Genomic DNA, 23,224 nt, shown 5'->3' with positions numbered 1-23,224 from the left:
AAATGAAAAAATTGTATTGTTTTGATTTTGACGGAACCATTACGTATAAAGATACCATGTTTATGTATCTTAAATTTTACGATTCAACAAAATACCGTATACAATTTTTGAGACACGTACCTCTTTTTATCCTGTTGAAGCTAAAACTGGCTGAAACGGAAAAAGTGAAAAAAAGCTTTATCGGTTCTATTTTAAGAGGACAGACCCAGGAGAAAATTGAACAGAAGTCTAAACAGTTTTTTGAACAGCACTACCCTAAAATAGTAAGGGAGAATGCATTGGATTTTATAAAAAATATCGATAGGAATAATACACAGAGTTTATTAGTAACCGCTTCATTGGACATCTGGGTAAAACCATTCGCCGAAGAACTGAAAATGGAGCTTGTTTCTACGCGGGCAGAGTTTAAAAACGGTATTTTCACCGGAAACTTTGTAGGAAAAAATTGTAACGGAAAGGAAAAATTGATAAGAATCAAAGAGGAAATTAACGATTCCAAGTACGATAAAATTATTGCATTTGGTGATACTTCCGGAGATCGGCCAATGTTGAAATGGGCAAATGAGGGACATTACCAATTTTTTCACTAATTTTGGGAGATAAAATTGTAAAAAATGAAAAGCCTGATCATTGCATGTGCAGTACTCTTTATGGGCTGTGCCAGCACTTCATCTCAGAAGTCTTCTGTTATGCAGCAAAGTACGGAGCTCCTCGTTTCTGAAAATCAGGGAGGAACCGATGCTCCCGGCTTTAAGATCATTGAAGACGAAAAGGATTTTCGTAATATTATCAGCGGAAGTTTTGGTATTTCAGAACCGGGAAAAGAATCTTATATTAAATATCCACAATTTCCGAAAAATAAAAAAGTTGTTGTATACAATTTGGGAACCTTCAGATCTGGAAGTCACAAAATTGAAGAAATTAAAAATATATCTGTGAAAAATAAGATTCTGTATGTAGAAGTTCCTGCCGGAGAGCCTTCCGGTGGAATGGAAATTCAGGTAATTTCAAACCCGTGGTTTATTTTTACTGTTCCCGCAGATTATCAGTTTAACTCCGTAGAATTAAAATATTCAAAATAACAATGGATAAAGTATATTTAGATAATGCCGCAACCACTCCGCTTGCAGAAGAAGTTATAGATGCAATGGTGGGCACAATGAAGATGAATTTCGGAAACCCCTCTTCAACGCACAGCTTTGGCCAGGAAGCAAAAATCCTTATTGAAAATGTAAGAAGACAGGTTGCAGACTATCTTCATGTAACTCCTGCTGAAATCATTTTCACTTCCTGTGGTACGGAATCAAATAATATGATCATCAAGTCCTCGGTAGAACACCTTGGGGTAGAAAGAATCATCAGTTCTCCTCTGGAACATAAATGCGTTTCTGAAAGTATTCTGGATATGAAAAACAGAAAAGGAGTAGAGGTAAACTACATCCGTCCGAATGAAAAAGGAGATATTGATCTTGCTAAATTAGAAGAACTTTTAAAAGCTTCAGATAAAAAAACACTGGTAAGCTTAATGCATGCCAACAACGAAATCGGAAATATCATTAACCTTAAACAGGTTGCCCAGCTTTGCAAACAGTATCAGGCACTTTTCCACTCAGATACCGTGCAGACAATGGCTCATATGAACCTTGACTTCTCTGATATCCCTGTGGACTTTGCATCGTGTAGTGCCCACAAGTTTCATGGTCCGAAAGGAGCTGGATTTGCATTTATCAGAAAAGCAACAGGTTTAAAAGGAATTATTACCGGAGGACCTCAGGAAAGAAGCCTTAGAGCGGGAACTGAAAATGTTTGTGGTATCGTAGGATTAGGAAAAGCATTAGAACTTTCTCTGAATCATATGGAGGAATACACCCGTCATATGCAGGATATCAAGGATTATGCAATTGAAAGACTTTCTGCCGAAATTGAAGGAATTAAATTCAATGGAAGAAGTGCAGAAAAGGAAAATAGCCTTTATACAGTTTTAAGCGCATTACTGCCTTATAAAAATCCATTGATAGGACTTCAGCTGGATATGAAAGGAATTGCAATTTCTCAGGGAAGTGCATGCTCATCAGGAGCATCAAAGCCTTCAATGGTGATGATGATGGTGCTTTCTGAGGATGAAATGGATCACTGTACCCCATTACGTATCTCTTTCAGCCATATGACGACTAAAGCGGAGATTGACACACTGGTCAACGCATTAAAGGAAATCTCAAGCGATTACACTATAGAAAAAACTAATGTTGAGCATAGATAGTCTTGTGCTTTAAAAATCGTAATTTTGAATATCCAAAAGGATTAAAAGAAAATAATATTAATTAAAATAAAAGAAACAAAAATGGCTTTAGAAATTACAGACAGCTCATTTCAGGATACGGTTTTAAAATCAGATAAACCGGTATTAGTAGACTTCTGGGCAGTATGGTGCGGACCTTGCAGAACTTTAGGACCAATCATCGAAGAAGTAGCATCAGATTTTGAAGGTAAAGCAGTAGTAGGGAAAGTAGATGTAGACAACAACCAGGAGATTTCTATGCAGTACGGTATCAGAAATATTCCTACAGTTCTTATTTTTAAAAACGGAGAAGTAGTAGACAAATTAGTAGGTGTAGCTCCAAAAGAGGTAATCGCTGAAAAATTAAGCGCTCACTTATAAAAAAAATAAGTTTGATAATGAACGCCTTCCAGTATTGGGAGGCATTTTTTTTAAAATAATTTGCAGGTAACAAAAAAAGTTGTAATTTTGCAACCACGAAAAAGAAACGACGTTCTTTAAAATAATGATCCGGTAGTTCAGCTGGTTAGAATGCCGCCCTGTCACGGCGGAGGTCGCGGGTTCGAGTCCCGTCCGGATCGCAGAAGTTTTCTCAATTTACTTTAAAAAAATTGATCCGGTAGTTCAGCTGGTTAGAATGCCGCCCTGTCACGGCGGAGGTCGCGGGTTCGAGTCCCGTCCGGATCGCGGAAGTTTTCTCAATTTACTTTAAAAAAATTGATCCGGTAGTTCAGCTGGTTAGAATGCCGCCCTGTCACGGCGGAGGTCGCGGGTTCGAGTCCCGTCCGGATCGCAAAAAAGTCTTCTAGAAATAGAAGACTTTTTTATTTTCCATTTGTAAGCGGAATGATATAAGGAGAGTCGATAGCCTGAATAAGATGTAAGTTCAGAACAGTTTTCACTTATTTACACCATCCCTGTGAAATCTTCAGTTTTTATGAATCAAGTGCAAAAGTTTTAAAATAGCGTTGTATAATTGATTCTTTATCAGGATGCTTTCTACGGTTGCATAAACAAATATTTTTATATGAAAGGCTAAAGAATTCACACCGGAGAAAGTATATTCTTAAGTTTTTTCCAAAGCAGCTTTGATTTCAATGACAAGGGATCATAATTATAAAATCCGGAATATTGCTATTCCGGATTCTGTAATCTTTTATCAAATATATTATTTACGGTTACTGTCTATAAAGCTCTTTTAAACAATTGAATGGTCATAGTTCCACGGCCCCAATTGTAATTCGGCTGGTTTCCTCCATCCCACATATTATAAACAAGCATACATGTTCCTGCTCCACTCCCTTCTGCATATCCCGCTAGCTTATAGGTTACAGTCATATCAGAAGAGGTGTTATTGGTGATGTCTTCTGAAAAATTACCATTTATAGTTCCCATTCTTGCAGCCGAAGTTAGTCCTTTTAAGGATACTTTTCTGGAGCCTTCCTGCTGTTCTACACCATTTTTGTAAAATGTAACCCCGATGTAAGATACCCTGTCCGGATTTGCACAATTGGTGTCATGAGTACCGGCAGGAATAGAATAGTTCAAAATGACTCTGCCAACAGTATTGGGAGGGATGGTAATCGTTCTGCTGAAATTAACTAGATCTATATTTGCGTAGCTTATAATAGGGTAGTTGTAATCGTAATGTACCGAACCTCCTGCCTTATTGACAAGTATATCATCTAAACTGAATTTGTCAGGAGGAAACATAGCTTCCAAAGGAACTTTTTTTGCTGTTCCGTCACTTTTCAATACTATAATTCTTTCTGTAGAGGCTACACCTGTTTCATCCGGGACACCTCTGAATCTTACATTTCCGTCTACATCAAGCTTTTGGGTAGGAGACATGGCATAATTGATATCAGAACGTCCTATTCCCATATTCCCGTTCTCATTGATTACGGCAGCTGGCCGGTCACTGGTAGAGAATGTAAGGGATGAAGAATTGGTTGTTCCATTTCCCCAATAATTGGCTTTTATCCCTGCTAATGGAAAATCAGCTCCTGAAATCTTTCCATTAAAGGATAATTTTCCAAGCTCCGTTCCGGTAGATAAGTTACTGTTTCCGGTTCTTTCTAACGCAATCAAAGGAGAATTGCTTACAGATTCTACTTTCATCTGATGACTTCCCGTTGTAGAATTTTCTTTTATATGCAATCCGCTGTCCGGTGATGAAGTACCGATTCCCACCGTACCATCGTCTTTAATCACAAAATCAGTATTGGCAACCCTTCCTGTACCGGAAGAAGTATTTCCTAATTTTACCATTGTATTAACAGGATCGTCAATAAAAGCATCCGGCGTAAGGTCTCCGGCAGCTATATTTCCTGCATTCAACTTTTGCCACTTATTCAGACTGCCGTCAAAATAATAATATCCGGAGTTTTTAATATCAACAGTCTGGCCTGCCGGGGCTGTATCAGCGGCTGTAACATACACCATTGCTCCTGTCTGGCTGGCTGTATAGGTCTTTGCTCTAAGCTGGGTTCCTGTAATTCTTGGTGCAATAATGCCGTCCAGTACATTGGTAGAAGTGGGCTTTCCTGTTACATCTAAACTGGCCTGAGGAGTTGTAGTATTAATTCCCACCTGGGAGAATATTTGTAAAGAAATTAAAATACTACCTAATAATAAAACATTTTTTTTCATCCTTTTTAAATCATCTTAATTGTGCTGCAAATCTAGAAGATTAAAAAAATGAAAAAGAATAACAGGGTACATCATTTATACTACATTTGTTATTTTGCTTTATTTTCAGCGGGACATTTTTTTGGATAGATTATGTGATGTAATTTAAGGCATTGATAATGAATGAAATAAAAAAATACTATTTTCCTGATTTTTGTATTATTTTCCATATCAAATTTCGACAAAAAATTACAATCACTTTTATGATTTGTTTTTGAATTTATTTTCTGGATTATATCGATATAAATCTTATGTTTTAAATAAAAATTAATATGTGTAATTAAAAATATTAATTATAATTATTATCTTCGCTTGATAATAGAAACCACTGGTTGTTGAATTAATAGAAAATCTACATTCAGGTTTGTTTGTGTATGGGGAATTTTTTTAAAATCAGGGAGTTAAGATGTGTGATTGGGTGGTCGTTTTTTATTATTGATATTTCTTTCATATTTTTTTTAGCTTTAATTTCATATTTACTTTTAAAAAACCTGGAGGTACAAATTAATTTGATTGGGCATCAAAATGAAAAAATAATTTTGATGATAAAGATTGTTATCCTGCTTATAACAGAAAATGAAATTATAAGACATTTTGTTTCTTTTGACTTTTTTAAAACTGCATGGTTTTCTACCAGTGCATTGATAGTATTTTCTGGATTATATTTTATATCCGGATTTGTTTTCGGTGCTCCCGTTCATTTGTCCTCTATTCTGTTTTTATTTTTCTTTGTTTTTACAATATTTAAAATGGTAACTACATTTCTTAATAATAAATGTGTCAGAAAAATTCCTCATGATATAAACATTATGATTCAGGATTAAATTGAAGAAATTGAGTTGATGAATTGTAAAAAGGAAATGTCATTAAAAATTTACAAGCAATGTAGAATATCTGAAAATGAAGCATATAATTAAAATTAAAGAATTAAATAAATAAAAAAGTTGATATTAAAATAATAATTTCATCATTTTGTTTTTAAACGGAATGAAAATTGCTAGAGAAAGAAGTGATTTTAGCATGAGAATTTAAAGCACGCTTTAAAATATTTAAATAGTATAGTCGTTTTATTACAATACATATTTAAATATAGTTGAAATCAGTTCGATAAACCTAAATAATAACACAAGTAGATAAGAATAATAACATATGAATAAAACTATTATTGCATATATAGTACTGTTATCGGTTACTTTATTATCATGCAGACCGAAGCAGAATATGGTATATATGTCAAAGCATAATATGGAAGAAGAGGTTGCAAAAGCCAAGTTTCAGGGCCTGCATATTCAGGAAGGAGATGCTCTCCTGATTCTTGTATCTGCACTTGACGAAATAGCAGTGAAGCCTTTTAACCTTAATACTGCAAATAAGGTAGGGGGCGACGCTAGCAGGGGAATTAACCAATATGTAGAACCAAGTCAATATCTTGTCAATGAAGAAGGTTATATTTCTTTTCCGGTTTTAGGAAATGTGTACGTTAAAGGAATGACACAGGTACAGCTAAAACAGGAGCTTGAATCGCGTCTTAAGAGATATCTGACAGATCCATTGGTGACCATTACCCTTAAAAATTTTAATGTAAGCGTTTTAGGAGAGGTAAAGGAACCGGGGCAGAAAGAAAGTGTTTCTCAAAAAATCAATATTTTTCAGGCGCTTGGGCTTGCAGGTGATATGACGGATTTCGGAGACCGTACCAATGTTAAGCTTATCCGTGCCGATGATAGCGGAACAGATCAGATTGTTAATATCGATCTTACAAGATCTGATATAGTCAGTTCGCCCTATTATTATATGAAGCAGAATGACATATTATATGTGCAGCCGGACAAAAATAAACAGGTTCAGGCTAACTCGAATCCGAACAGAGCCCTTACATTCCAGATTATTGGTGCTTTACTGACAGCTGGTACACTTATTATTGCTTTAACTCGTAAATAAATATGCAGCAGATAGAATTTCAGGAAAGTGAAGAATCTTTGAATTTAAGAAAGATCATTGGGAAATATTTAGTCAAATGGCCTTGGTTTATAGCATCTGTCCTATTATTTGTTACTGTGGCCTTTATATATCTAAGATACGCTGTACCTCAGTATCAATCAACTACTACATTAAAATTTGATAAAAAACAGTCTGATTTAACAGGTGCATTAATTGATCTTGATAACTTGGGGCTTGGTATAGGAAATGCAGATGAGCTAAAGAGTGAAGTGGCTGTAGTAAACTCAAGACCCATCTTGATGAAGGTTGTTGAAAATCTAAATCTTAATATACAATATTATAATTCGGGTGAGATAAGGGATTCTGAATTATTTACCCGGGTACCCATTGTTGCAGAAATTATTTCTTATAAAAATGTCAAGAAATTTGTTTCTTCCGAATATGAAGTAAAAGAAGTAAATGGAAATGAATTTGTTCTGGAGGATAAGGAAAACAAAAAAGTAAAGGGAACTTTTGGTAAAAACCTGACACTTGATTTTGGAACTGTAGTTCTTCAAAAAGTTCCGGGCCTTACCTTTAAAGATAAGTATAAAATTGTTTTCTGGAATCCAATAGAGAAGGTAAAATCTTTAGAAAAGAAAATCCAGGTGGATCTTCCGGATCAGAAAGCGATGCTTATGGACATCAGCATCGTGGGAACTGTTCCCGAAAAATCAGAAGCCATCCTTAATGAAGTAACCAAACAATATAATCTGGATGGGCTAAGAGATAAAAACTTACAGGCTCAAAATACACAGGAGTTTATCGATAAACGATTAGAAGTTATTTCACGGGATCTTTCCGGAGTTGAGAATCAGAAAGAAGACTTCCAGAACCGTAACAAAATCGTAGACTTAGAGGCTCAGGCTCAATTGGCGCTTCAAAATACAAACGAGAACACAAAGCAGCTTCTTCAGCAGCAAACACAGCTGGATCTTCTTAATTCCCTTCAAAATGAAGCTTCAAAAGGAGATAATCAGCTTATGCCTTCAAATTTAGGACTTAATCCTTCTTTGGAACAGGCAATTTCACAATATAATACGCTGGTTATCACCAGAAATAAAACTTTGAAGCAGGCTACCAATGAAAACCCTGCAGTGATAGAAATGAATAAAGAAATTTCTTCACTAAAAGAAATCGTAAGAGATAACATCCGTCAGCAGAAAGCAACAATCCAGGCATCTATTGCGCAGGTAAACAGCCAGATTTCTGCCAGCACAGGAATGATTGAAAAAGTTCCGGGACAGTCGAAAATCTACAGAGGTATCGAGCGTCAACAGAACCTTAAAGAGCAGCTTTTCCTTTTCCTTTTACAAAAAAGGGAAGAAAATGCGATCAATCTATCTGTTAATGTTCCGAAAGCTAAAATTGTAAATCCTGCTTATACTGATGATGTTCCTGTTTCACCTAAGAAAAATATCATTCTTCTGGCTGCAGTTCTATTAGGATTGATGCTGCCGTTGGGAGTGTTCTATCTTTTCTTCATGTGGGATGATAAAATCTACAACCGTACAGATATTTCAGAAAATTCGTCACTTGGAGTGCTTGCAGATATTCCTTCTCTTAAAGATAATCAGAATCACCTTGTACAGAAAAACGATTTCTCAGAGCTGGCTGAAGCATTCAGAATATTGGTTTCCAATCTTAAATTTCTACTTCCTAAGAAAGATTCCGCGAAAGTCATACTGGTAACTTCTTCTGTGAAAGGAGAAGGAAAAACTCTGGTTTCTGTAAATCTTGCTCTGACATTGGGAAGCAAAAACGGAAGATCATTACTCATTGGTTCGGACGTCAGAAATCCGCAGATCCAAAGATATGATGATGAACGTATTAAGAATGCCGGTCTTACGGAATATTTATATGATGAAACTACAGATGTAGAAGACCTTATACATACTTCCGATACCAATCCTGAATGTGATGTAATCTATGCGGGATCTATTCCTCCAAATCCTCAGGAGCTTCTTTCCAACGGCCGTTATCAGAAGCTTATCAGTGAGATGTCGTCCCGTTACGAATATATTGTGATTGATTCTGCTCCGCTGATGCTTGTTTCAGATACATTGAGTATTTCTGATACAGCCGACGCTTCATTATACGTGGTAAGATCGGGAGTGTCAAGAAAAATATTAATTGATTTTGCCAATAAACTGGTTAAAGAATCAAAAATATCAAACGTTTCTTTCGTGATCAATGATGTTTCTAAAAATGTTGGTGGTTACGGCTACGGCTACAACTATGGCTATGGTTATGGATATACAGCTGATAAGAAGAAAAACTGGTGGCAAAAGCTTTTTAATAAATAAATCAAATTATCTTCAAAATAAACATTAAAATAAAGTAAGAACATCACATTTAATATGAATATACAGAATAAAATTGGGGTAATCGGATTGGGGTATGTAGGATTACCACTGGCCCGTTTATTTGCAACAAAATATGCCGTAGTAGGTTTTGATATCAACCAGGCCAGAATTGCAGAACTGAATAGCGGAAAAGATTCCACTTTGGAAGTAGAAGATGAAGTACTGCAGCCGGTTTTAGTGAAAGATAATCCGTTTTCAAACTCATCAAAAGGATTGCTTTGCTCATCTGATCTGGAAGATATTAAAGAGGCTAACATCTATATCGTAACTGTTCCGACACCGGTAGACAGACATAATCGTCCGGATCTGACGCCTTTATATAAAGCGTCTGAAACAGTAGGAAAAGTATTGAAAAAAGGGGATATTGTTATTTATGAATCTACTGTTTATCCCGGTGTTACAGAAGAAGAATGTATCCCTGTGCTGGAAAGAGTTTCAGGATTGAAGTTTAACGAGGATTTTTTTGCAGGATATTCTCCTGAAAGAATCAACCCGGGAGATAAAGAACGTACCGTAGAGAAGATTTTAAAGGTAACTTCGGGTTCTACACCGGAAATTGGTAAAAAAGTTGACGAATTATATAAATCTGTAATTGCAGCAGGTACCCATTTGGCACCTACCATCAAAGTAGCTGAAGCATCGAAAGTTATCGAAAATTCACAACGTGATATCAATATTGCTTTTGTGAATGAGCTTGCCAAAATATTTAATCTCCTGGATATTGATACACATGCAGTTTTGGAGGCAGCGGGAACGAAATGGAATTTCCTGAAATTCAAGCCCGGATTGGTAGGAGGACACTGTATTGGAGTAGATCCTTTCTATCTTGCCCAAAAAGCGCAGGATGTAGGATATTATTCTGAGCTTATCCTTACGGCAAGAAGACTAAATGATTCCATGGGGCAGTTTGTAGCTTCCGAGGTGGTAAAAACAATGATTAAGAAAAGAATCAACATTACGGATGCCAAGGTACTGAATCTTGGAATCACTTTTAAAGAAAACTGTCCGGATGTAAGAAATACGAAAGCTGCAGATGTTATCAATGCTCTGGAAGACTATTCTGTTGAAGTTACAACATACGACCCGTGGGCAAATCCGGAAGAAGTAATGCATGAATATGGTATACAATCTACCAATTCTCTTGAAGATGTGAAGGGACAGTTTGATGCAATTGTTCTTACAGTTTCTCATGATGAATTCCTGAATATTGATCTTTCCCGCTATCTGAAGGAAGGAGGAGTTTTATATGATGTTAAAGGAATTTTAGAGAAATACGATAATCGTTTATAAAAAAATAGAGAATGAAAATAGCAGTCGTAGGAACAGGGTATGTAGGTTTGTCTAATGCCGTCTTATTGGCCCAACATAATGAAGTTGTAGCTTTAGATATTGTTCAGGAGAGAGTAGAATTGCTTAATTCTAAAAAATCTCCTATTGAAGATGGAGAAATCAGTACGTTTCTAAGTACTAAACCCCTTAATTTCAAAGCCACTTTAGATAAGAAGGAAGCTTACGATAAGGCTGAATATATTATTGTCGCCACTCCCACAGATTATGATCCCACTACCAATTATTTTGACACAAGCAGTGTTGAGAATGTAATTAAGGAAATTACAGAGTATAATTCTGAGGCTGTAATTATTATTAAATCTACAGTTCCGGTGGGATATACTGTAGAGTTAAAAAGCAGAATGCATTTAGATAATGTAGTGTTTTCTCCGGAATTTTTGAGAGAAGGCAAAGCTTTATATGATAATTTATATCCTTCGAGAATTATTGTCGGGGAGCAGAGCGAGCGGGCAAGGATTTTTGCAGAATTACTGAAAGAAGGTGCGGTAAAAAAGGATATTCCGGTTTTGTTTACTAATCCTACCGAAGCAGAAGCCATTAAATTGTTTTCAAATACCTATCTGGCATTGAGGGTAGCTTATTTTAACGAATTAGACAGCTACGCACAGATTCATGAACTGGATACCCGCCAGATTGTAGAAGGTGTTGGACTGGACCCAAGAATTGGTTCACATTATAATAATCCGTCTTTTGGATACGGAGGATACTGCCTGCCTAAAGATACCAAACAGCTTTTGGCAAATTATAACGCTGTTCCCAATAATATTATCCAGGCAATTGTAGATGCCAACAGGACCCGTAAGGACTTTATAGCAGATTCTGTACTTGCCAGAAAACCAAAAAAGGTAGGTGTTTACCGTCTGATCATGAAAGCAGGCTCCGACAATTTCAGAGCATCTGCCATACAGGGAGTAATGAAAAGGATTAAAGCTAAGGGAGTAGAAGTGGAAGTGTTTGAGCCGGCCCTTAATGAAGAGTCTTTTTTCGGTTCCAGAGTAGTAAAAGATTTAGAACTTTTCAAGAAAGAATGCGATGTAATTATTTCTAACCGCAATGCAGCGGAACTTGCTGATGTACAGGAAAAAGTGTACACAAGGGATCTATTTGGTAATGATTAAAAGTAAATAAATTGTCCAGTACAAAAAAGATCGCAAAAAATACAATATTACTCTACATAAGGATGATCATCAATATGGGGATCTCCTTATATACTTCAAGGATTATTTTACAGAAGTTAGGAGTAGATGACTTTGGAATATATAATTTAGTGGCGGGGGTAGTTGTATTATTTTCTTTTTTAAATAATGCAATGACAAGTGCTACTCAACGATTTTTAAATATTGAATTAGCTTCAAAAATCAAAGAAAAAGTTAATAGAGTTTTTTGTATGAGTCTAAATATTCATATAATTATCTCAATTATCGTATTGGTTTTGTCGGAGACTATTGGATTGTGGTTTTTAAATTACAAATTAAATATTCCAGTTAACCGGCTTAATGCAGCGAATTTTGTATTTCAATTTTCTATAATTACAACAATAATTAATATCATCAGAATACCCTTCAATGCTACCATACTCGCGAATGAAAGGATGTCTTTCTATGCCTATCTGGGTATAGTAGAGACTATATTAAAACTAGCTATTGTATTTTTATTATCTCTTTTTGTTGAATATGATCAGCTAATAGTGTATTCATTTTTATTATTACTGGTCAATCTTATAATTAATGTAATCTATAAAATTTATTGCTATAGGAACTTTAAGGAAGAAACTGCTTACCATTATTTTTCTGACAAAAAACTATTCAGAGAATTATTATCTTTTTCTGGTTGGAGCTTATTCGGACAAGTGGCTGTTTTAAGTTCAACACAGGGATTGAATATGATTATGAATATATTCATCGGTGTAACTGTAAATGCTGCCTTAGGTATTGCGAATCAGGTAAATAGTGTTTTATATAGTTTTGTTTCCAATATGCAGGTAGCATTCAATCCACAAATTACTCAAAGTTATGCTTCGAATGATTTGGAAACGCATAAAAGATTAGTATTAAATACTTCGAAATATTCAGTATTTCTATTTTTAGTTTTATCAATACCGATTTTATTACATACCGAATTCATTTTAAAATTATGGCTGGGTGTCAACTTACCTCAATATCTTGTAAGCTTCACTCAGATCGTTATTATAGGCTCTATTATCAATGCCATAGTTGGACCATTTTGGATGTCTGCTAATGCCATTGGAAATATCAGAAATTATCAATTAGGTGTTTCATTGATATTATTATTAAATCTTCCGCTGGCATATATATTCTTAAAATTAGGTTTTTCTCCTGTATATATTATGAGCTTAAATGTTATTTTAAATTTATGCACCTTCATATTTCGTTTTCTTTATGTTAATCATAAATTGAAATATGATTGGTCAGATGTACTACTTTATTTAAAACAGACCTTCCTGGTTATTTTCTCTTGTTTTATTCTGGTATGGGTCATAAAAAAATTAGATTTCAACAGCTACTTTTTTGCAATATCTTCAACCATTGGTGCTGAGATTATTTTGTTGGTATTAATTATTCTTATTGGTATTAAGCGGGAAGAGTATCAACAGTTTAAGAAAACAATCATAAAAAAAATAAAGAAATAAATATGGATTTATTTAACAAAATAAAAAATAAAGCAAATTCAATTATCAATAATATACAGAATAATGCCAGAGTAGATAAAATTGCTGATGAAATTTCTAATTGCAGTTCAGAGCGGTTATTTTTATTTCAGACTCCTACTCATACTAATATTGGAGATCACGCTATTGCCGAGGGGCAGCTAAAATTTTTTCAGGAAAACTTACCCGGGTATCATATTTTTGAGATCAATCAGTCTCAGATGAAGTATTTTATAGAAAAGTACAGAAATACTATTAAGCCTGATGATTTGATATTTGTTCATGGAGGTGGCAATTTCGGGAATGAATACATGAGGGAAGAAAATTTAAGGAGAATGGTAATTCAAAACTTTCCTGAAAATAAAATTATACTGTTTCCACAAACGATCTATTATTCAAATGATCAGATTGGTGAATCTGAATTAAAAAGAACACAAGATATTTTTGGAAAACATAAAAATTTGATTTTGACAGCCAGGGAGGAAAAATCATTTGAATTAATGCAAAAATATTTTCCAAAAAACAAAGTCATTCTGACTCCCGATATTGTTCTTTACACTGAATATAGTTTTGAAAATGAGCGGGAATATGCATTGGAAGTAATCAGAAATGATCAGGAATCAATATTAACAGCAGATGATAAAGATAAAATTACCCAAATCTTAAAAGAAAGATTTGCCAAAATAATTAATTCTGATATGCATTGTGAAAAAATAACAGATTTAGATATAAAATCTGTTAGAAAGAAAATATTGACTAATAAGCTGTTACAATTTTCTAAGGCAAAGATAGTGGTCACTGACAGACTACATGGAATGGTTCTTTGCATCATTACAGGAACACCATGCGTGGTTTTTTCGAATTATAATCAGAAAGTTATAGGAACTTACAACTGGATTAAGTATTTAAAATATATCAAGTTTGTTAAAAATGTAGAGGAAGCAAACACAGCAATAGATGAGTTATTGAGTAATGATAACTATGAAAAATATAATCCTCAGGAGATAAGGAAGTTTTACCTACCATTAATAGAGAATGTAAATGAATGATGTTTTTTTATCAATTATCGTCCCAATATATAATGTTGAGAATTATATAGAAAAATGTATTGCCAGTATAATACAAAATACTTCTGCTAATTTTGAACTGATCCTGGTAATTGATGGATCTCCGGATAATAGTATCAGTATTTGTAAAAAATATAAAGAAGCGGATAAAAGAATTGTCATCCTGGAAAAAGAAAACGGGGGGCTTTCTGATGCCAGAAATGCCGGATATAAAATAGCCAAAGGTGAATATATCTGGTTTGTTGATGGAGATGATTATATTGAAAGTGAGAGTATTGATATCTTTTTTGAAAAAATCAATAAAGAGACCGATATTTTCTTATTTAATTATCAGGAAATTTATGAAAATAAAATTGTCAAATTTGAAAAATTTGAAAATGAAGAAAAGATCAGTGGCCACGATTTGCTGTTAAAATACAATAACTATGGTGTTCAGGCATGGACACAGATCTATTCAAAAAAGTTCTTGGATCAACATAGGATCATATTTGAAAAAGGAGCTATCTATGAGGATGTGTTATTTAATACACAAGTCTATAGTAAAAATCCTGATCTGCAAGTTATTGACAATATCTTCGTAAACTATGTACAAAGGGGAGAGTCAATCATGAAAAAAAAGCAGACTATAAAAAATGTAGAATCAGTTTTAAAAATTTTAGAATTGTATAATAAGAAAGATATAATAGATTTCTTTCCTGAAAAATTCATCATAAACAGACATCACTATTATTTTAGTTTGCTGTTCATTTTTTTACATAAAAGCAATATGAAAAAAAATGAAATTATGGATCTTTTAAATAGTATCAGTAAAAAAGACTTTTTTGTTTTTACAAGAGAGTATGATTCTTTTATTGTGAAATATATCAAAAGAAAACTATTTCCTTCCAAATCGGTTTTTATTTATAAAAATTGGAATTTTATTTTCCTTCTGATAAGATTGGATAATTTGATTAATAGATGAATTACCTAAAGAAAAATATAACCCCAATATTAATCATTTCACAAATATTTGGTTTATACGGTGGTATGTTACAGGCACCGAGAATTCTTGCTATCCTATTTTTACCCTTATTAATAAGGGATTTAAATAAAAAACTGATAAAAGGAAAAGAGGTTTTATTGTTTTTCTTTTCTTTTATCATGTATTGCGTATTGTCAATGTTATTTTTAACATTTAATAATGACCAATCCTTAAAAGAGTTTGCCTATGCATTAATAAATTTTATCATTTTCATTGAAATACTGAATTTTAGCAAGTATTTAAGTTTAAATAAACTGATCAATGGCTGGGTTATATTTGTATTACTAAGTATTCCGATAGCAATTATAGAAATTAATTTCAATTTGCACTTTTCCAATTCTAAATTTGGAGATGATACGGTATTAGGAGGTGTGGGAACTATCAGAAAATATGCCGCTATTACTTTTGGAAATTATAATTTGTATAATCACCTTTTGGCAATTTCATTCCCTTTTATTTTAGCCAAACTTAAGTTTATTTCAAGCAAGTTTTTTAAAATACTTTATATCCTTTTTATTTTAGCAATCGTTTGGGTTGTACTGACTAATGCAAGCCGCGGAACGATGCTGTGCTTATTAATATCTACAATTATATATATTATTTTTTATTCCAGTAAGTCAATAAGCAAAACCATTATTTATACATTCATTTCGATAATAGTATCTTTTGCAGGTTATATATATGTAATGAATAATGCATCATTTTCTTATTTAAAGACAAGAATTGAACAAAAAGGTCTGGAAGACAATTCCAGAAAGGAAATGATTAATGTTGGTATCGATATGTTTATAAACTCAAAATTTCTGGGTGTCGGAGCTGGTAATTTTTCTGAAACGGCCAGTAAAATGACGAAAAATCCTATCTTGGTACCCCATAATTTATTTATAGAATTACTTTCTCAATATGGAATTGTTGTCTTCTTTACATTTCTTTTATTGTTATATAAAATTTTTAACCCGAAAAAAATTTTTAAAAAGCGTGAAATTCCAAACTATATTTTGTTAGGATCATTACTTGTAATGCCATTGGCGTTTACAATTAATAGTGTTTATTTAAATAATCCTTACATGTGGATTTGGCTAGCAAGTCTTTATTGTATATCATCATTTTATAAAACGATAGCTAAAAATGTTAATTGATTATATAGATAGAAAATATTCATCGTTAAGAAAACTTACTAAAGTTCAGTCTTTAGCGAGATTTTCTATTAGAAAGTTTTCAAATTTTGTCTTTCCGATATATCTTAAAAACACTAAAAAAGAAATAGTACTACCCGAACAATCGTCGGAAAATATTATTGTATCATTGACAACATTCCCGGGAAGGATATCCAAATTATGGATGGTTATAGAATGTATGTTACGTCAAAGTCAGCTTCCAAATAAAATTGTATTGTATTTGGCAAAAGATCAGTTTCCGAATGAATTAAAAGATATACCGGATAATTTGATGGGGTACTATAAAAAGAATCAACTGGAAATAAAATTTGTAGACGAAGATCTCAGGTCTCATAAAAAATATTACTACGCCTTTAAAGAATATCAAAATGACGTTATCATAACAATAGATGATGATATCTTTTATCCATCAAATATCATTAAAGATTTAATGGATTTACATGAAAAATTTCCTGATACAATCTGTTGTCACAGAGCACATAAAATTGTGAGAAATGATGATGATACAATAAGCAGATATTCTAAGTGGAAAAAGGTTTTTGGAAATTTTGGACCGACATTTGATCTATTTCACACAAGTGGGGGAGGAACTTTGTATAAGACTAATTTTTTTTGTGAAGAAGTTTTAAACAAAGAGGTTTTTGTCAGCTTATGTTTTATGGCGGATGATGTCTGGCTGAATATGATGGCTCAGTTGAATAAGACAAAGACTGTGAAATCCAATTATTTTTCAAACCTGATTCCCATTGAAAATAAAAATTCAATTTTTAAACTAAGCCAGGAAAACGTTGCCGATGGAGGTAATGATAAGCAGTTACAGAATCTGATTCAAAATTATAATATTAATAATTATGAAATATTTAAGTGATTTTATAAAGATTAGTGCGGTACTACTGTTTAGCTTTTCGTATGCTCAGCAAAACAGAGTAAGCAGGTATAATGCAGATATGCAGGCATCCAAAAGCTATGGTTTGCAAAAAATGGAATTGTCGTCGGTAAGTAAAAATACTTACGATTTCATGGCATTAGGATATTTTATCAATGCCAATAACAATATGTATCTTAAAACAAAAGATAAGAAATATATTGATACTAATATTTCTGTCATAAAACCAATCCTGATTGACACCAATTCAAAGACATCTTACCAAAAAAATGGCTGGGTGATGAATGTGGGAAAAGGTAATCAGAATGCAAAAGTGAACGGACAGGAGCATTTAATTTCAGAAGGATATTTTTTCAGATACATTGGCGAATTTTTGGATATTTTAGCTAAGAATAAACTGTATACAAATTATCAGCCGGCGATAGAAAGTGGTTTAAAATACTCTTTCGATAAATGGAAAGCCAGAAGTTTTAGCCAGTATGGAGATTATTCTTTATTGTTTCATCAGAGGCTTCATACCGGAGCAAACTGGGCAGTTGTTGCACTATATCTGATGAAATATGACGAATCTAATAAAAACTCATATTCCGTGTTTGTAAATCAGTTTGATCAGCAGCTGAAAAAAGCACTGATCTTAAATAAAAGCACAGGTAGCGTTTTGTATTATACATGGAACAGTACGTATCCGGATGCTTTTTGTAAGGCTTTACAGAAAATTAAGAATTATAAGCCCGTTATACAGGATGTATCACATGGAAATCATGTCGTATTATATTTAATAAAGGCAAAAGAATTGGGAAATGCCAATTGGACCGACTTTAATTTCAGTTACCTCTGCAATACCCTGAAGCTTAAGATTCTTAAAGGAGACAGTATTGCTGATAATGTAGACGGTACTACAAATCCAAGTGTACAAAATACAGGATGGAAAATATCGGATGGCTGGATGAAACTTATCTATTTTGATACAAGTTTATATCCTTTGGTCGAGAAAAACCTTACAAATTATAGTAATAAAATTAACAATTCCTCTTTAGAGCTGCAGTTTAATTCAATTTATCCATAATGATACTCCACATTACAAATGATTACTCAGGATCCACAGTTTATAAAAATTTAGTGAGGGAGCTGGATAGTAACGGGGTGGAGCAGATTGTATACAATCCATTTCGGGAGGCTTCCAGAATAGGAAAAAATAAAATAAATTTTAAAAATAACCGCTCTCAGATTATCTACAGCCATATTTTATCAAAATATGCAGATCGGGTTTTGTATAAGAGAAAAATTAAAAAAATTGTACGGGACATTGAAGCAAAAATAGATCTCAAGACTGTCAAATTTATTCATGCTCACACATGGTACAGCGATGGCGGAGCGGCCTATGAACTTCATAAAAAATATAATATTCCCTACATAGTAGCAGTGCGTAATACTGATCTTAATGTGTTTTTGAAATATTTTCTGCACGAAAGAGGCTACGGAAAAAAAATTCTTCAGAATGCGAATAAGATCATAACCATTTCGGCAGTCTATAAAAAAAGAATGCTTGAAGATTCAAGACTGTCTCATATCCTGGAGAATGTACAGCAAAAACTCACAGTGGTCCCAAATGGTGTAGATCCTTACTGGATCGAATCAAAGGTGATGAAAAGGAATGTTGTTAAGAATGAAAAAAGCATTCAGTTGCTTTATATAGGGAAATTTAATAAGGGAAAAAATGTCTTTAACCTTATTAATGCTGTTAAGAATTATAATCACAAGGTTCAGAATAAGATAAAATTAACACTGATTGGAGGAGGAGGAAATGACGAGAAAAGAATCCTTGATTCTATTAAAAACGACCCTTCCTTTGAGTTTGTAGGAAAAGTTGAGAGTCTGCCTGTTTTAAAATCCTACTATGAACGAAGTGATTTCTTTACAATGCCTTCCAAAGCAGAAACCTTTGGCCTGGTGTATATAGAAGCCCTTCTGCAGGGTTTACCGGTGATGTACACACAAAATGAAGGGATCGACGGTTTTTATGATGATTCTATTGGGGAAAAAGTGGAAGACATTTCTGTTTCTGCGATCGAACGGGCGCTTGAACGTTTAATCCAAAAACAAGATCATTATAGTTTTGATATGGAGCAATTGTTAGAAAATCATGACTGGAAGAGAATAGCTGAAGTATACCAACAATTATATACAGAAAAAAAATAATGAACATATTATACATCCACCAATATTTCGTAACTCCTCAGGAACCCGGAGGAACAAGATCGTATTGGCTAGCACAAGAACTTATTAAAAACGGGCATAAAGTTACTATGCTCACCTCATCATCGAAATTTTCAGAGGATATTAAAGTGGTAAACATTGATGGTATTGAAGTCGTTTATATAAAAGAAGACTATGACCAGAATATGAGTGTTTCCAGAAGATTAAAGGCTTTCCTGAAATTTATGTACAAATCATCTGTAGTAGGATGGAAACAGAAAGATATTGATTTGGTGATTGCTACATCTACTCCTCTTACAATAGGTATTCCGGCACTTATATTAAAGTGGTTTAAAAAGAAACCTTTTGTTTTTGAAGTAAGGGATCTCTGGCCTGAGGTGCCTATACAAATGGGAGCCATAAAAAACAGCTGGACAATTAAAACAACTCGTCTGCTGGAAAAAACGATTTATAAAAACGCTTCCCGTGTTATTGCACTTTCTCCCGGTATGCAGGATGGAGTCGTAAAATATATTCCAAAAGAAAAAACATCAATGATTCCTAATATGGCTAAAATGGACGAATTCTGGCCTAGGGGAAAAAACGATCAACTGATGGAAAAGCTTGGTTTAAAAAAAGATTCCTTCAAAATAGTTCATTTTGGGTCTCTGGGATTGGCAAATGGAGCTCATTCAATTATTGAATCTGCCAAGTTATTAAAAGATAGAGAAGATATAGAATTTTTGTTTGTAGGAGGTGGTTCTACCGAACAGGATTTGGTAGATGAAGTAGAGAAAAACAACCTTAAAAATGTGAAGTTTCTCGGAAAGTTCCCTATGACAGACGTATCTGAGATTGTTAATTTTTCCGATGTTTCTATGATTTCCTTTCTGGATATTCCGATTTTGTATACCAACTCTCCCAACAAACTTTTCGATTCATTGTCTGCAGGAAAACCGATTATTGTAAACTCCGCCGGATGGACGAAAGATATAGCTGAAAAATACCATTGCGGATATTATGTAAACCCCAACCGTCCGGAAGAACTTGTAGAAAAAGTACTCTATTTGAAGGACAATCCTGAGGTGGTAAATAGCATGGGACAAAATTCAAGAAAATTGGCTGAAACAGTTTATGACAAGTCCATTCTTTGTAAAAAATTTGTTGAAGTTATCGAACAAACAGGATAAGCCCGGTAGTTAAATAGTACAGGGAATTTATCATCTTAGAATTTAAAGTAACAGGAGTGTTGATTTTGTGTGTGTTTATAATCTATTTTCTTAAATTTTCTAAGTGAAATTTAAAATAAAGGTGTCTAATAGCAGTTATATCTTTAATTTTTATATTTGAAAATGTGTATTTTACAGATTGCTTTGAAAGAAAAGAAATAGGTTTCTTTGGAAAAGTTAAAAAAAGCTATATATTTGCACCAGTTAAAAGCAAATGCTACTTTAATTGATCCGGTAGTTCAGCTGGTTAGAATGCCGCCCTGTCACGGCGGAGGTCGCGGGTTCGAGTCCCGTCCGGATCGCAAAAAAAGTCTTCTAGAAATAGAAGGCTTTTTTATTTTCCCCCCTTCCATTTACTATTCAATTTCATTCCTGTAAAAGTGATAATTTATCATTGACAGAATTCTCGTCTGGAAATTCGGGAATAGAAAAGTAAATAAAGTTCAGTTTTACATACTGTTGCTGATTGCTTTTTTATGTATTGTGAGATTTATACTGAATTTTTTAATGTAAACTGATCTTGGTGTAAAACTATTTTCAAAAAGAACTGGAAAGGAGAATAATGTTTATGTGAGACTCCCGGAATCCCTGTCTGGAACGCTAACCTTATAAAAATGAACTAACTATAACTCCTCATTTGCAATCCTTAAACCTCCGTTTTTTTACGGTATTTTTAAGAATATCTTTTATGATTCAAATTTAGGTCTGATATTTGTACTGGGTAGCCAAACTAAATGGCCGATTTATTTATGAAAAACATATCTGTGAAAAAATCCTTTCTTTATGTCTGTTTATGCGCTTTTTTCTTGATTTCCTGTAAAAAGGAAATAGAAAAGATAAGTGATACTTTTAAAGATACTGTTGCTTCTTCGGAAGCTTCGGAGGTAGAAAAGGATTCCATAAAGAAAGATTCTGTTCCTGTAGTGAAAAAAGAATCTGTTCCGCCTGTTATGCAGGAGAATGGTTTCTATAATGCCTTTGTTCTTCCGAAGGATAAAAAAATGCGTGATTCTGTGTATGCAGAATTCAGCAAGAAATACAGTGTAGAAGAGAGAACTGCTATTTTAGCTTTAAACAGGCTGGACTCTAAAAGTAAATGGAATGCCGATACTTTGGTTGTTCCTGCAAAAATAGATACAACATTGATGGCATATTCACCGTTTCCAATGCAGCTGGATGTATTAAGCGGAGTGAAAAAGTTTGTCATATTCTCATATCCTATACAGGCTTTTGCTGTATATTCCAATGGAAGTCTTGTAAAATGGGGCCCGACAAGTATGGGTAAAAAAGCAGCCCAGACCACAAGAGGGCTTACTTTTGCCAACTGGAAAAAGAAACTTGCCATTTCTACGGTAAGTACTGAATGGAAACTTCCTTATAACTTTAATATTCACAATATCGGAGGAATTGGATGGCATGAATATACCCTTCCGGGATATCCTGCTTCCCACTCATGTCTCCGATTGCTGAGGAAAGATGCCCAATGGCTGTATTCTTATGCAGATACCTGGATTCTGAATCCCGGCGGTGCTACAACAAAAGCCAAAGGAACAGCGGTAATGGTATTCGGAGATTACAAATGGGGAGGAAGAAAACCATGGAGAAATCTTTTGGACGATCCTAATGCTAACAATATTTCCGTTGAAGAATTGACGAAGCTTTTAGAGCCGGACGTTCCAAAAATGCTTAAAGAACAAAGCAACAGAGAAAAAGTGGTGGATTCTATCAAAGCAGCAAAAGCAGCATCTGCACCTGTTCAGAATGAAAAGCCTGCAGAACCTTTATCTAATTGATTTTCTTTTCAAATTGCAAAGTAGATTCTTCAGCAAATTTTCTAAGTTTGATCATTTCCTCCTTACCTTTATGCTGCCCGAATCTTGCAGCAATATACGTAAGAAGAATAAACAATAACATGACAAAAGAAGCGCTCAGTGCCCATGGGTATTCGGCGCTTTTTATCTGTTTCTCCACGTAATACATCGTGAAGAATGTCATCCACAGAATAGAAAAAGAAAAGTAAAGAAACATAAAAAACGTCCACACTGCGGAGCTAGGGCCAAATACTCCGCGTATTGCCGTATGCTCATCTTCCATTTCTACCCTTAAGGCAAGGCAGGGCTTCCAGTAATTATCATATTCTGTTTTTACCCAAATGGTAGCAACCTCCTTATTAATATTTCCTGAAAATTCATCTTTATGCTCTTCCATATATTTTTTAAGATTTTCAGCATACTCTTCTTTGGTAAGATGAGTAAACATTTTAAATCTGGGTCTGGTTCTTATTCTGTCTAAGGTGCTTTCTTCAGTATTCATA

General features: G+C 34.0%; 19 protein-coding genes and 4 tRNA genes. 21 read left to right on the top strand and 2 right to left on the bottom strand.

The genetic code is table 11. The annotated features are described in order from the left end of the window. The first annotated feature begins 2 nt into the window (after positions 1-2). The 7 genes from JNG87_RS16715 (at position 3) to JNG87_RS16685 (ending at position 3,071) form a co-directional block, all read left to right on the top strand. Positions 3-590, top strand: coding sequence for an HAD family hydrolase (locus tag JNG87_RS16715; RefSeq protein WP_202839765.1), 588 nt, complete (start codon positions 3-5; stop codon positions 588-590). A gap of 24 nt (positions 591-614) precedes the next feature. After that, positions 615-1,082: a hypothetical protein gene (locus JNG87_RS16710; RefSeq protein ID WP_202839763.1), complete on the top strand. Its 468-nt coding sequence runs from the start codon at positions 615-617 to the stop codon at positions 1,080-1,082. A 2-nt stretch (positions 1,083-1,084) separates the two neighbouring features. Continuing rightward, the gene (locus JNG87_RS16705; protein ID WP_202839762.1) at positions 1,085-2,260 is read left to right on the top strand and encodes a cysteine desulfurase family protein; all 1,176 of its coding nucleotides are present in this window, start codon (positions 1,085-1,087) and stop codon (positions 2,258-2,260) included. 81 nt (positions 2,261-2,341) lie between these two features. Further along, on the top strand, positions 2,342-2,659 hold the full coding sequence (trxA, locus tag JNG87_RS16700) for a thioredoxin (RefSeq protein ID WP_027374941.1): 318 nt from the start codon (positions 2,342-2,344) through the stop codon (positions 2,657-2,659). 126 nt (positions 2,660-2,785) lie between these two features. Beyond that, a tRNA-Asp gene (locus tag JNG87_RS16695) sits at positions 2,786-2,859 on the top strand. Between the two features lie 32 nt (positions 2,860-2,891). Next, positions 2,892-2,965, top strand: a tRNA-Asp gene (locus JNG87_RS16690). A 32-nt stretch (positions 2,966-2,997) separates the two neighbouring features. Then, positions 2,998-3,071: transfer RNA gene (locus tag JNG87_RS16685), tRNA-Asp, on the top strand. A 392-nt stretch (positions 3,072-3,463) separates the two neighbouring features. On the opposite strand, the gene JNG87_RS16680 is transcribed toward JNG87_RS16685, so the two are convergent. Then, complete coding sequence (locus tag JNG87_RS16680) at positions 3,464-4,930, bottom strand: hypothetical protein (protein ID WP_202839760.1); 1,467 nt, start codon at positions 4,928-4,930, stop codon at positions 3,464-3,466. Between the two features lie 1,269 nt (positions 4,931-6,199). Here JNG87_RS16680 and JNG87_RS16675 point away from each other — a divergent pair. The 14 genes from JNG87_RS16675 (at position 6,200) to JNG87_RS16610 (ending at position 22,703) form a co-directional block, all read left to right on the top strand. Next, positions 6,200-6,910, top strand: coding sequence for a polysaccharide biosynthesis/export family protein (locus JNG87_RS16675; RefSeq protein ID WP_238349609.1), 711 nt, complete (start codon positions 6,200-6,202; stop codon positions 6,908-6,910). Positions 6,911-6,912: 2 nt separating this feature from the next. Beyond that, the gene (locus tag JNG87_RS16670) at positions 6,913-9,255 is read left to right on the top strand and encodes a GumC family protein (protein WP_202839757.1); all 2,343 of its coding nucleotides are present in this window, start codon (positions 6,913-6,915) and stop codon (positions 9,253-9,255) included. 54 nt (positions 9,256-9,309) lie between these two features. Next, a complete protein-coding gene (locus JNG87_RS16665; protein ID WP_202839755.1) occupies positions 9,310-10,605 on the top strand; it encodes a nucleotide sugar dehydrogenase in 1,296 nt (431 codons plus the stop codon). 11 nt (positions 10,606-10,616) lie between these two features. Continuing rightward, positions 10,617-11,783 carry a nucleotide sugar dehydrogenase gene (locus JNG87_RS16660; RefSeq protein WP_202839753.1) on the top strand — a complete coding sequence of 389 codons (1,167 nt, stop codon included), beginning with the start codon at positions 10,617-10,619 and terminating at the stop codon, positions 11,781-11,783. 11 nt (positions 11,784-11,794) lie between these two features. Then, positions 11,795-13,315, top strand: coding sequence for a lipopolysaccharide biosynthesis protein (locus JNG87_RS16655; RefSeq protein ID WP_262896819.1), 1,521 nt, complete (start codon positions 11,795-11,797; stop codon positions 13,313-13,315). Positions 13,316-13,317: 2 nt separating this feature from the next. Continuing rightward, positions 13,318-14,382, top strand: coding sequence for a polysaccharide pyruvyl transferase family protein (locus JNG87_RS16650; protein WP_202839749.1), 1,065 nt, complete (start codon positions 13,318-13,320; stop codon positions 14,380-14,382). Beyond that, on the top strand, positions 14,375-15,361 hold the full coding sequence (locus tag JNG87_RS16645) for a glycosyltransferase (protein WP_202839748.1): 987 nt from the start codon (positions 14,375-14,377) through the stop codon (positions 15,359-15,361). Before JNG87_RS16650 ends, JNG87_RS16645 begins: the two co-directional genes overlap by 8 nt. Next, positions 15,358-16,560: an O-antigen ligase family protein gene (locus tag JNG87_RS16640; RefSeq protein WP_202839747.1), complete on the top strand. Its 1,203-nt coding sequence runs from the start codon at positions 15,358-15,360 to the stop codon at positions 16,558-16,560. The genes JNG87_RS16645 and JNG87_RS16640 overlap by 4 nt, the downstream gene beginning before the upstream one ends. Then, positions 16,550-17,467: a glycosyltransferase gene (locus JNG87_RS16635; RefSeq protein ID WP_202839746.1), complete on the top strand. Its 918-nt coding sequence runs from the start codon at positions 16,550-16,552 to the stop codon at positions 17,465-17,467. Before JNG87_RS16640 ends, JNG87_RS16635 begins: the two co-directional genes overlap by 11 nt. Then, positions 17,451-18,551, top strand: a complete 1,101-nt coding sequence (locus tag JNG87_RS16630) for a hypothetical protein (protein ID WP_202839745.1) — start codon at positions 17,451-17,453, stop codon at positions 18,549-18,551. Before JNG87_RS16635 ends, JNG87_RS16630 begins: the two co-directional genes overlap by 17 nt. Further along, positions 18,551-19,684 carry a glycosyltransferase gene (locus tag JNG87_RS16625; RefSeq protein ID WP_202839744.1) on the top strand — a complete coding sequence of 378 codons (1,134 nt, stop codon included), beginning with the start codon at positions 18,551-18,553 and terminating at the stop codon, positions 19,682-19,684. Before JNG87_RS16630 ends, JNG87_RS16625 begins: the two co-directional genes overlap by 1 nt. Beyond that, positions 19,684-20,871, top strand: a complete 1,188-nt coding sequence (locus JNG87_RS16620) for a glycosyltransferase family 4 protein (protein WP_202839742.1) — start codon at positions 19,684-19,686, stop codon at positions 20,869-20,871. The genes JNG87_RS16625 and JNG87_RS16620 overlap by 1 nt, the downstream gene beginning before the upstream one ends. A 267-nt stretch (positions 20,872-21,138) precedes the next feature. Beyond that, positions 21,139-21,212, top strand: a tRNA-Asp gene (locus tag JNG87_RS16615). A gap of 447 nt (positions 21,213-21,659) precedes the next feature. Next, entirely contained in the window at positions 21,660-22,703 is a 1,044-nt protein-coding gene (locus tag JNG87_RS16610; protein WP_181397984.1) for a L,D-transpeptidase, read from the top strand. Here JNG87_RS16610 and JNG87_RS16605 read toward each other — a convergent pair. Further along, positions 22,696-23,223, bottom strand: a complete 528-nt coding sequence (locus tag JNG87_RS16605; RefSeq protein ID WP_137905441.1) for a hypothetical protein — start codon at positions 23,221-23,223, stop codon at positions 22,696-22,698. The genes JNG87_RS16610 and JNG87_RS16605 overlap by 8 nt on opposite strands. Between the last annotated feature and the right edge of the window lies 1 nt (position 23,224).

Source organism: Chryseobacterium cucumeris (assembly GCF_016775705.1).
In the GTDB taxonomy this organism is placed as follows: domain Bacteria; phylum Bacteroidota; class Bacteroidia; order Flavobacteriales; family Weeksellaceae; genus Chryseobacterium; species Chryseobacterium cupriresistens.
This window is presented reverse-complemented; position numbering and strand designations above follow the sequence as displayed.

Bases quoted from the DNA above. Each gene is read 5' to 3' on its own strand.
- JNG87_RS16715 (WP_202839765.1), top strand. From the start codon at position 3: ATGAAAAAATTGTATTGTTTTGATTTTGACGGAACCATTACGTATAAA.
- JNG87_RS16620 (WP_202839742.1), top strand. From the start codon at position 19,684: ATGAACATATTATACATCCACCAATATTTCGTAACTCCTCAGGAACCC.
- JNG87_RS16640 (WP_202839747.1), top strand. From the start codon at position 15,358: ATGAATTACCTAAAGAAAAATATAACCCCAATATTAATCATTTCACAA.
- JNG87_RS16645 (WP_202839748.1), top strand. From the start codon at position 14,375: ATGAATGATGTTTTTTTATCAATTATCGTCCCAATATATAATGTTGAG.
- JNG87_RS16630 (WP_202839745.1), top strand. From the start codon at position 17,451: ATGAAATATTTAAGTGATTTTATAAAGATTAGTGCGGTACTACTGTTT.
- JNG87_RS16670 (WP_202839757.1), top strand. From the start codon at position 6,913: ATGCAGCAGATAGAATTTCAGGAAAGTGAAGAATCTTTGAATTTAAGA.
- JNG87_RS16660 (WP_202839753.1), top strand. From the start codon at position 10,617: ATGAAAATAGCAGTCGTAGGAACAGGGTATGTAGGTTTGTCTAATGCC.
- JNG87_RS16635 (WP_202839746.1), top strand. From the start codon at position 16,550: ATGTTAATTGATTATATAGATAGAAAATATTCATCGTTAAGAAAACTT.
- JNG87_RS16705 (WP_202839762.1), top strand. From the start codon at position 1,085: ATGGATAAAGTATATTTAGATAATGCCGCAACCACTCCGCTTGCAGAA.
- JNG87_RS16665 (WP_202839755.1), top strand. From the start codon at position 9,310: ATGAATATACAGAATAAAATTGGGGTAATCGGATTGGGGTATGTAGGA.
- trxA (WP_027374941.1), top strand. From the start codon at position 2,342: ATGGCTTTAGAAATTACAGACAGCTCATTTCAGGATACGGTTTTAAAA.
- JNG87_RS16650 (WP_202839749.1), top strand. From the start codon at position 13,318: ATGGATTTATTTAACAAAATAAAAAATAAAGCAAATTCAATTATCAAT.
- JNG87_RS16680 (WP_202839760.1), bottom strand. From the start codon at position 4,930: ATGAAAAAAAATGTTTTATTATTAGGTAGTATTTTAATTTCTTTACAA.
- JNG87_RS16605 (WP_137905441.1), bottom strand. From the start codon at position 23,223: ATGAATACTGAAGAAAGCACCTTAGACAGAATAAGAACCAGACCCAGA.
- JNG87_RS16610 (WP_181397984.1), top strand. From the start codon at position 21,660: ATGAAAAACATATCTGTGAAAAAATCCTTTCTTTATGTCTGTTTATGC.
- JNG87_RS16710 (WP_202839763.1), top strand. From the start codon at position 615: ATGAAAAGCCTGATCATTGCATGTGCAGTACTCTTTATGGGCTGTGCC.
- JNG87_RS16675 (WP_238349609.1), top strand. From the start codon at position 6,200: ATGTCAAAGCATAATATGGAAGAAGAGGTTGCAAAAGCCAAGTTTCAG.
- JNG87_RS16625 (WP_202839744.1), top strand. From the start codon at position 18,551: ATGATACTCCACATTACAAATGATTACTCAGGATCCACAGTTTATAAA.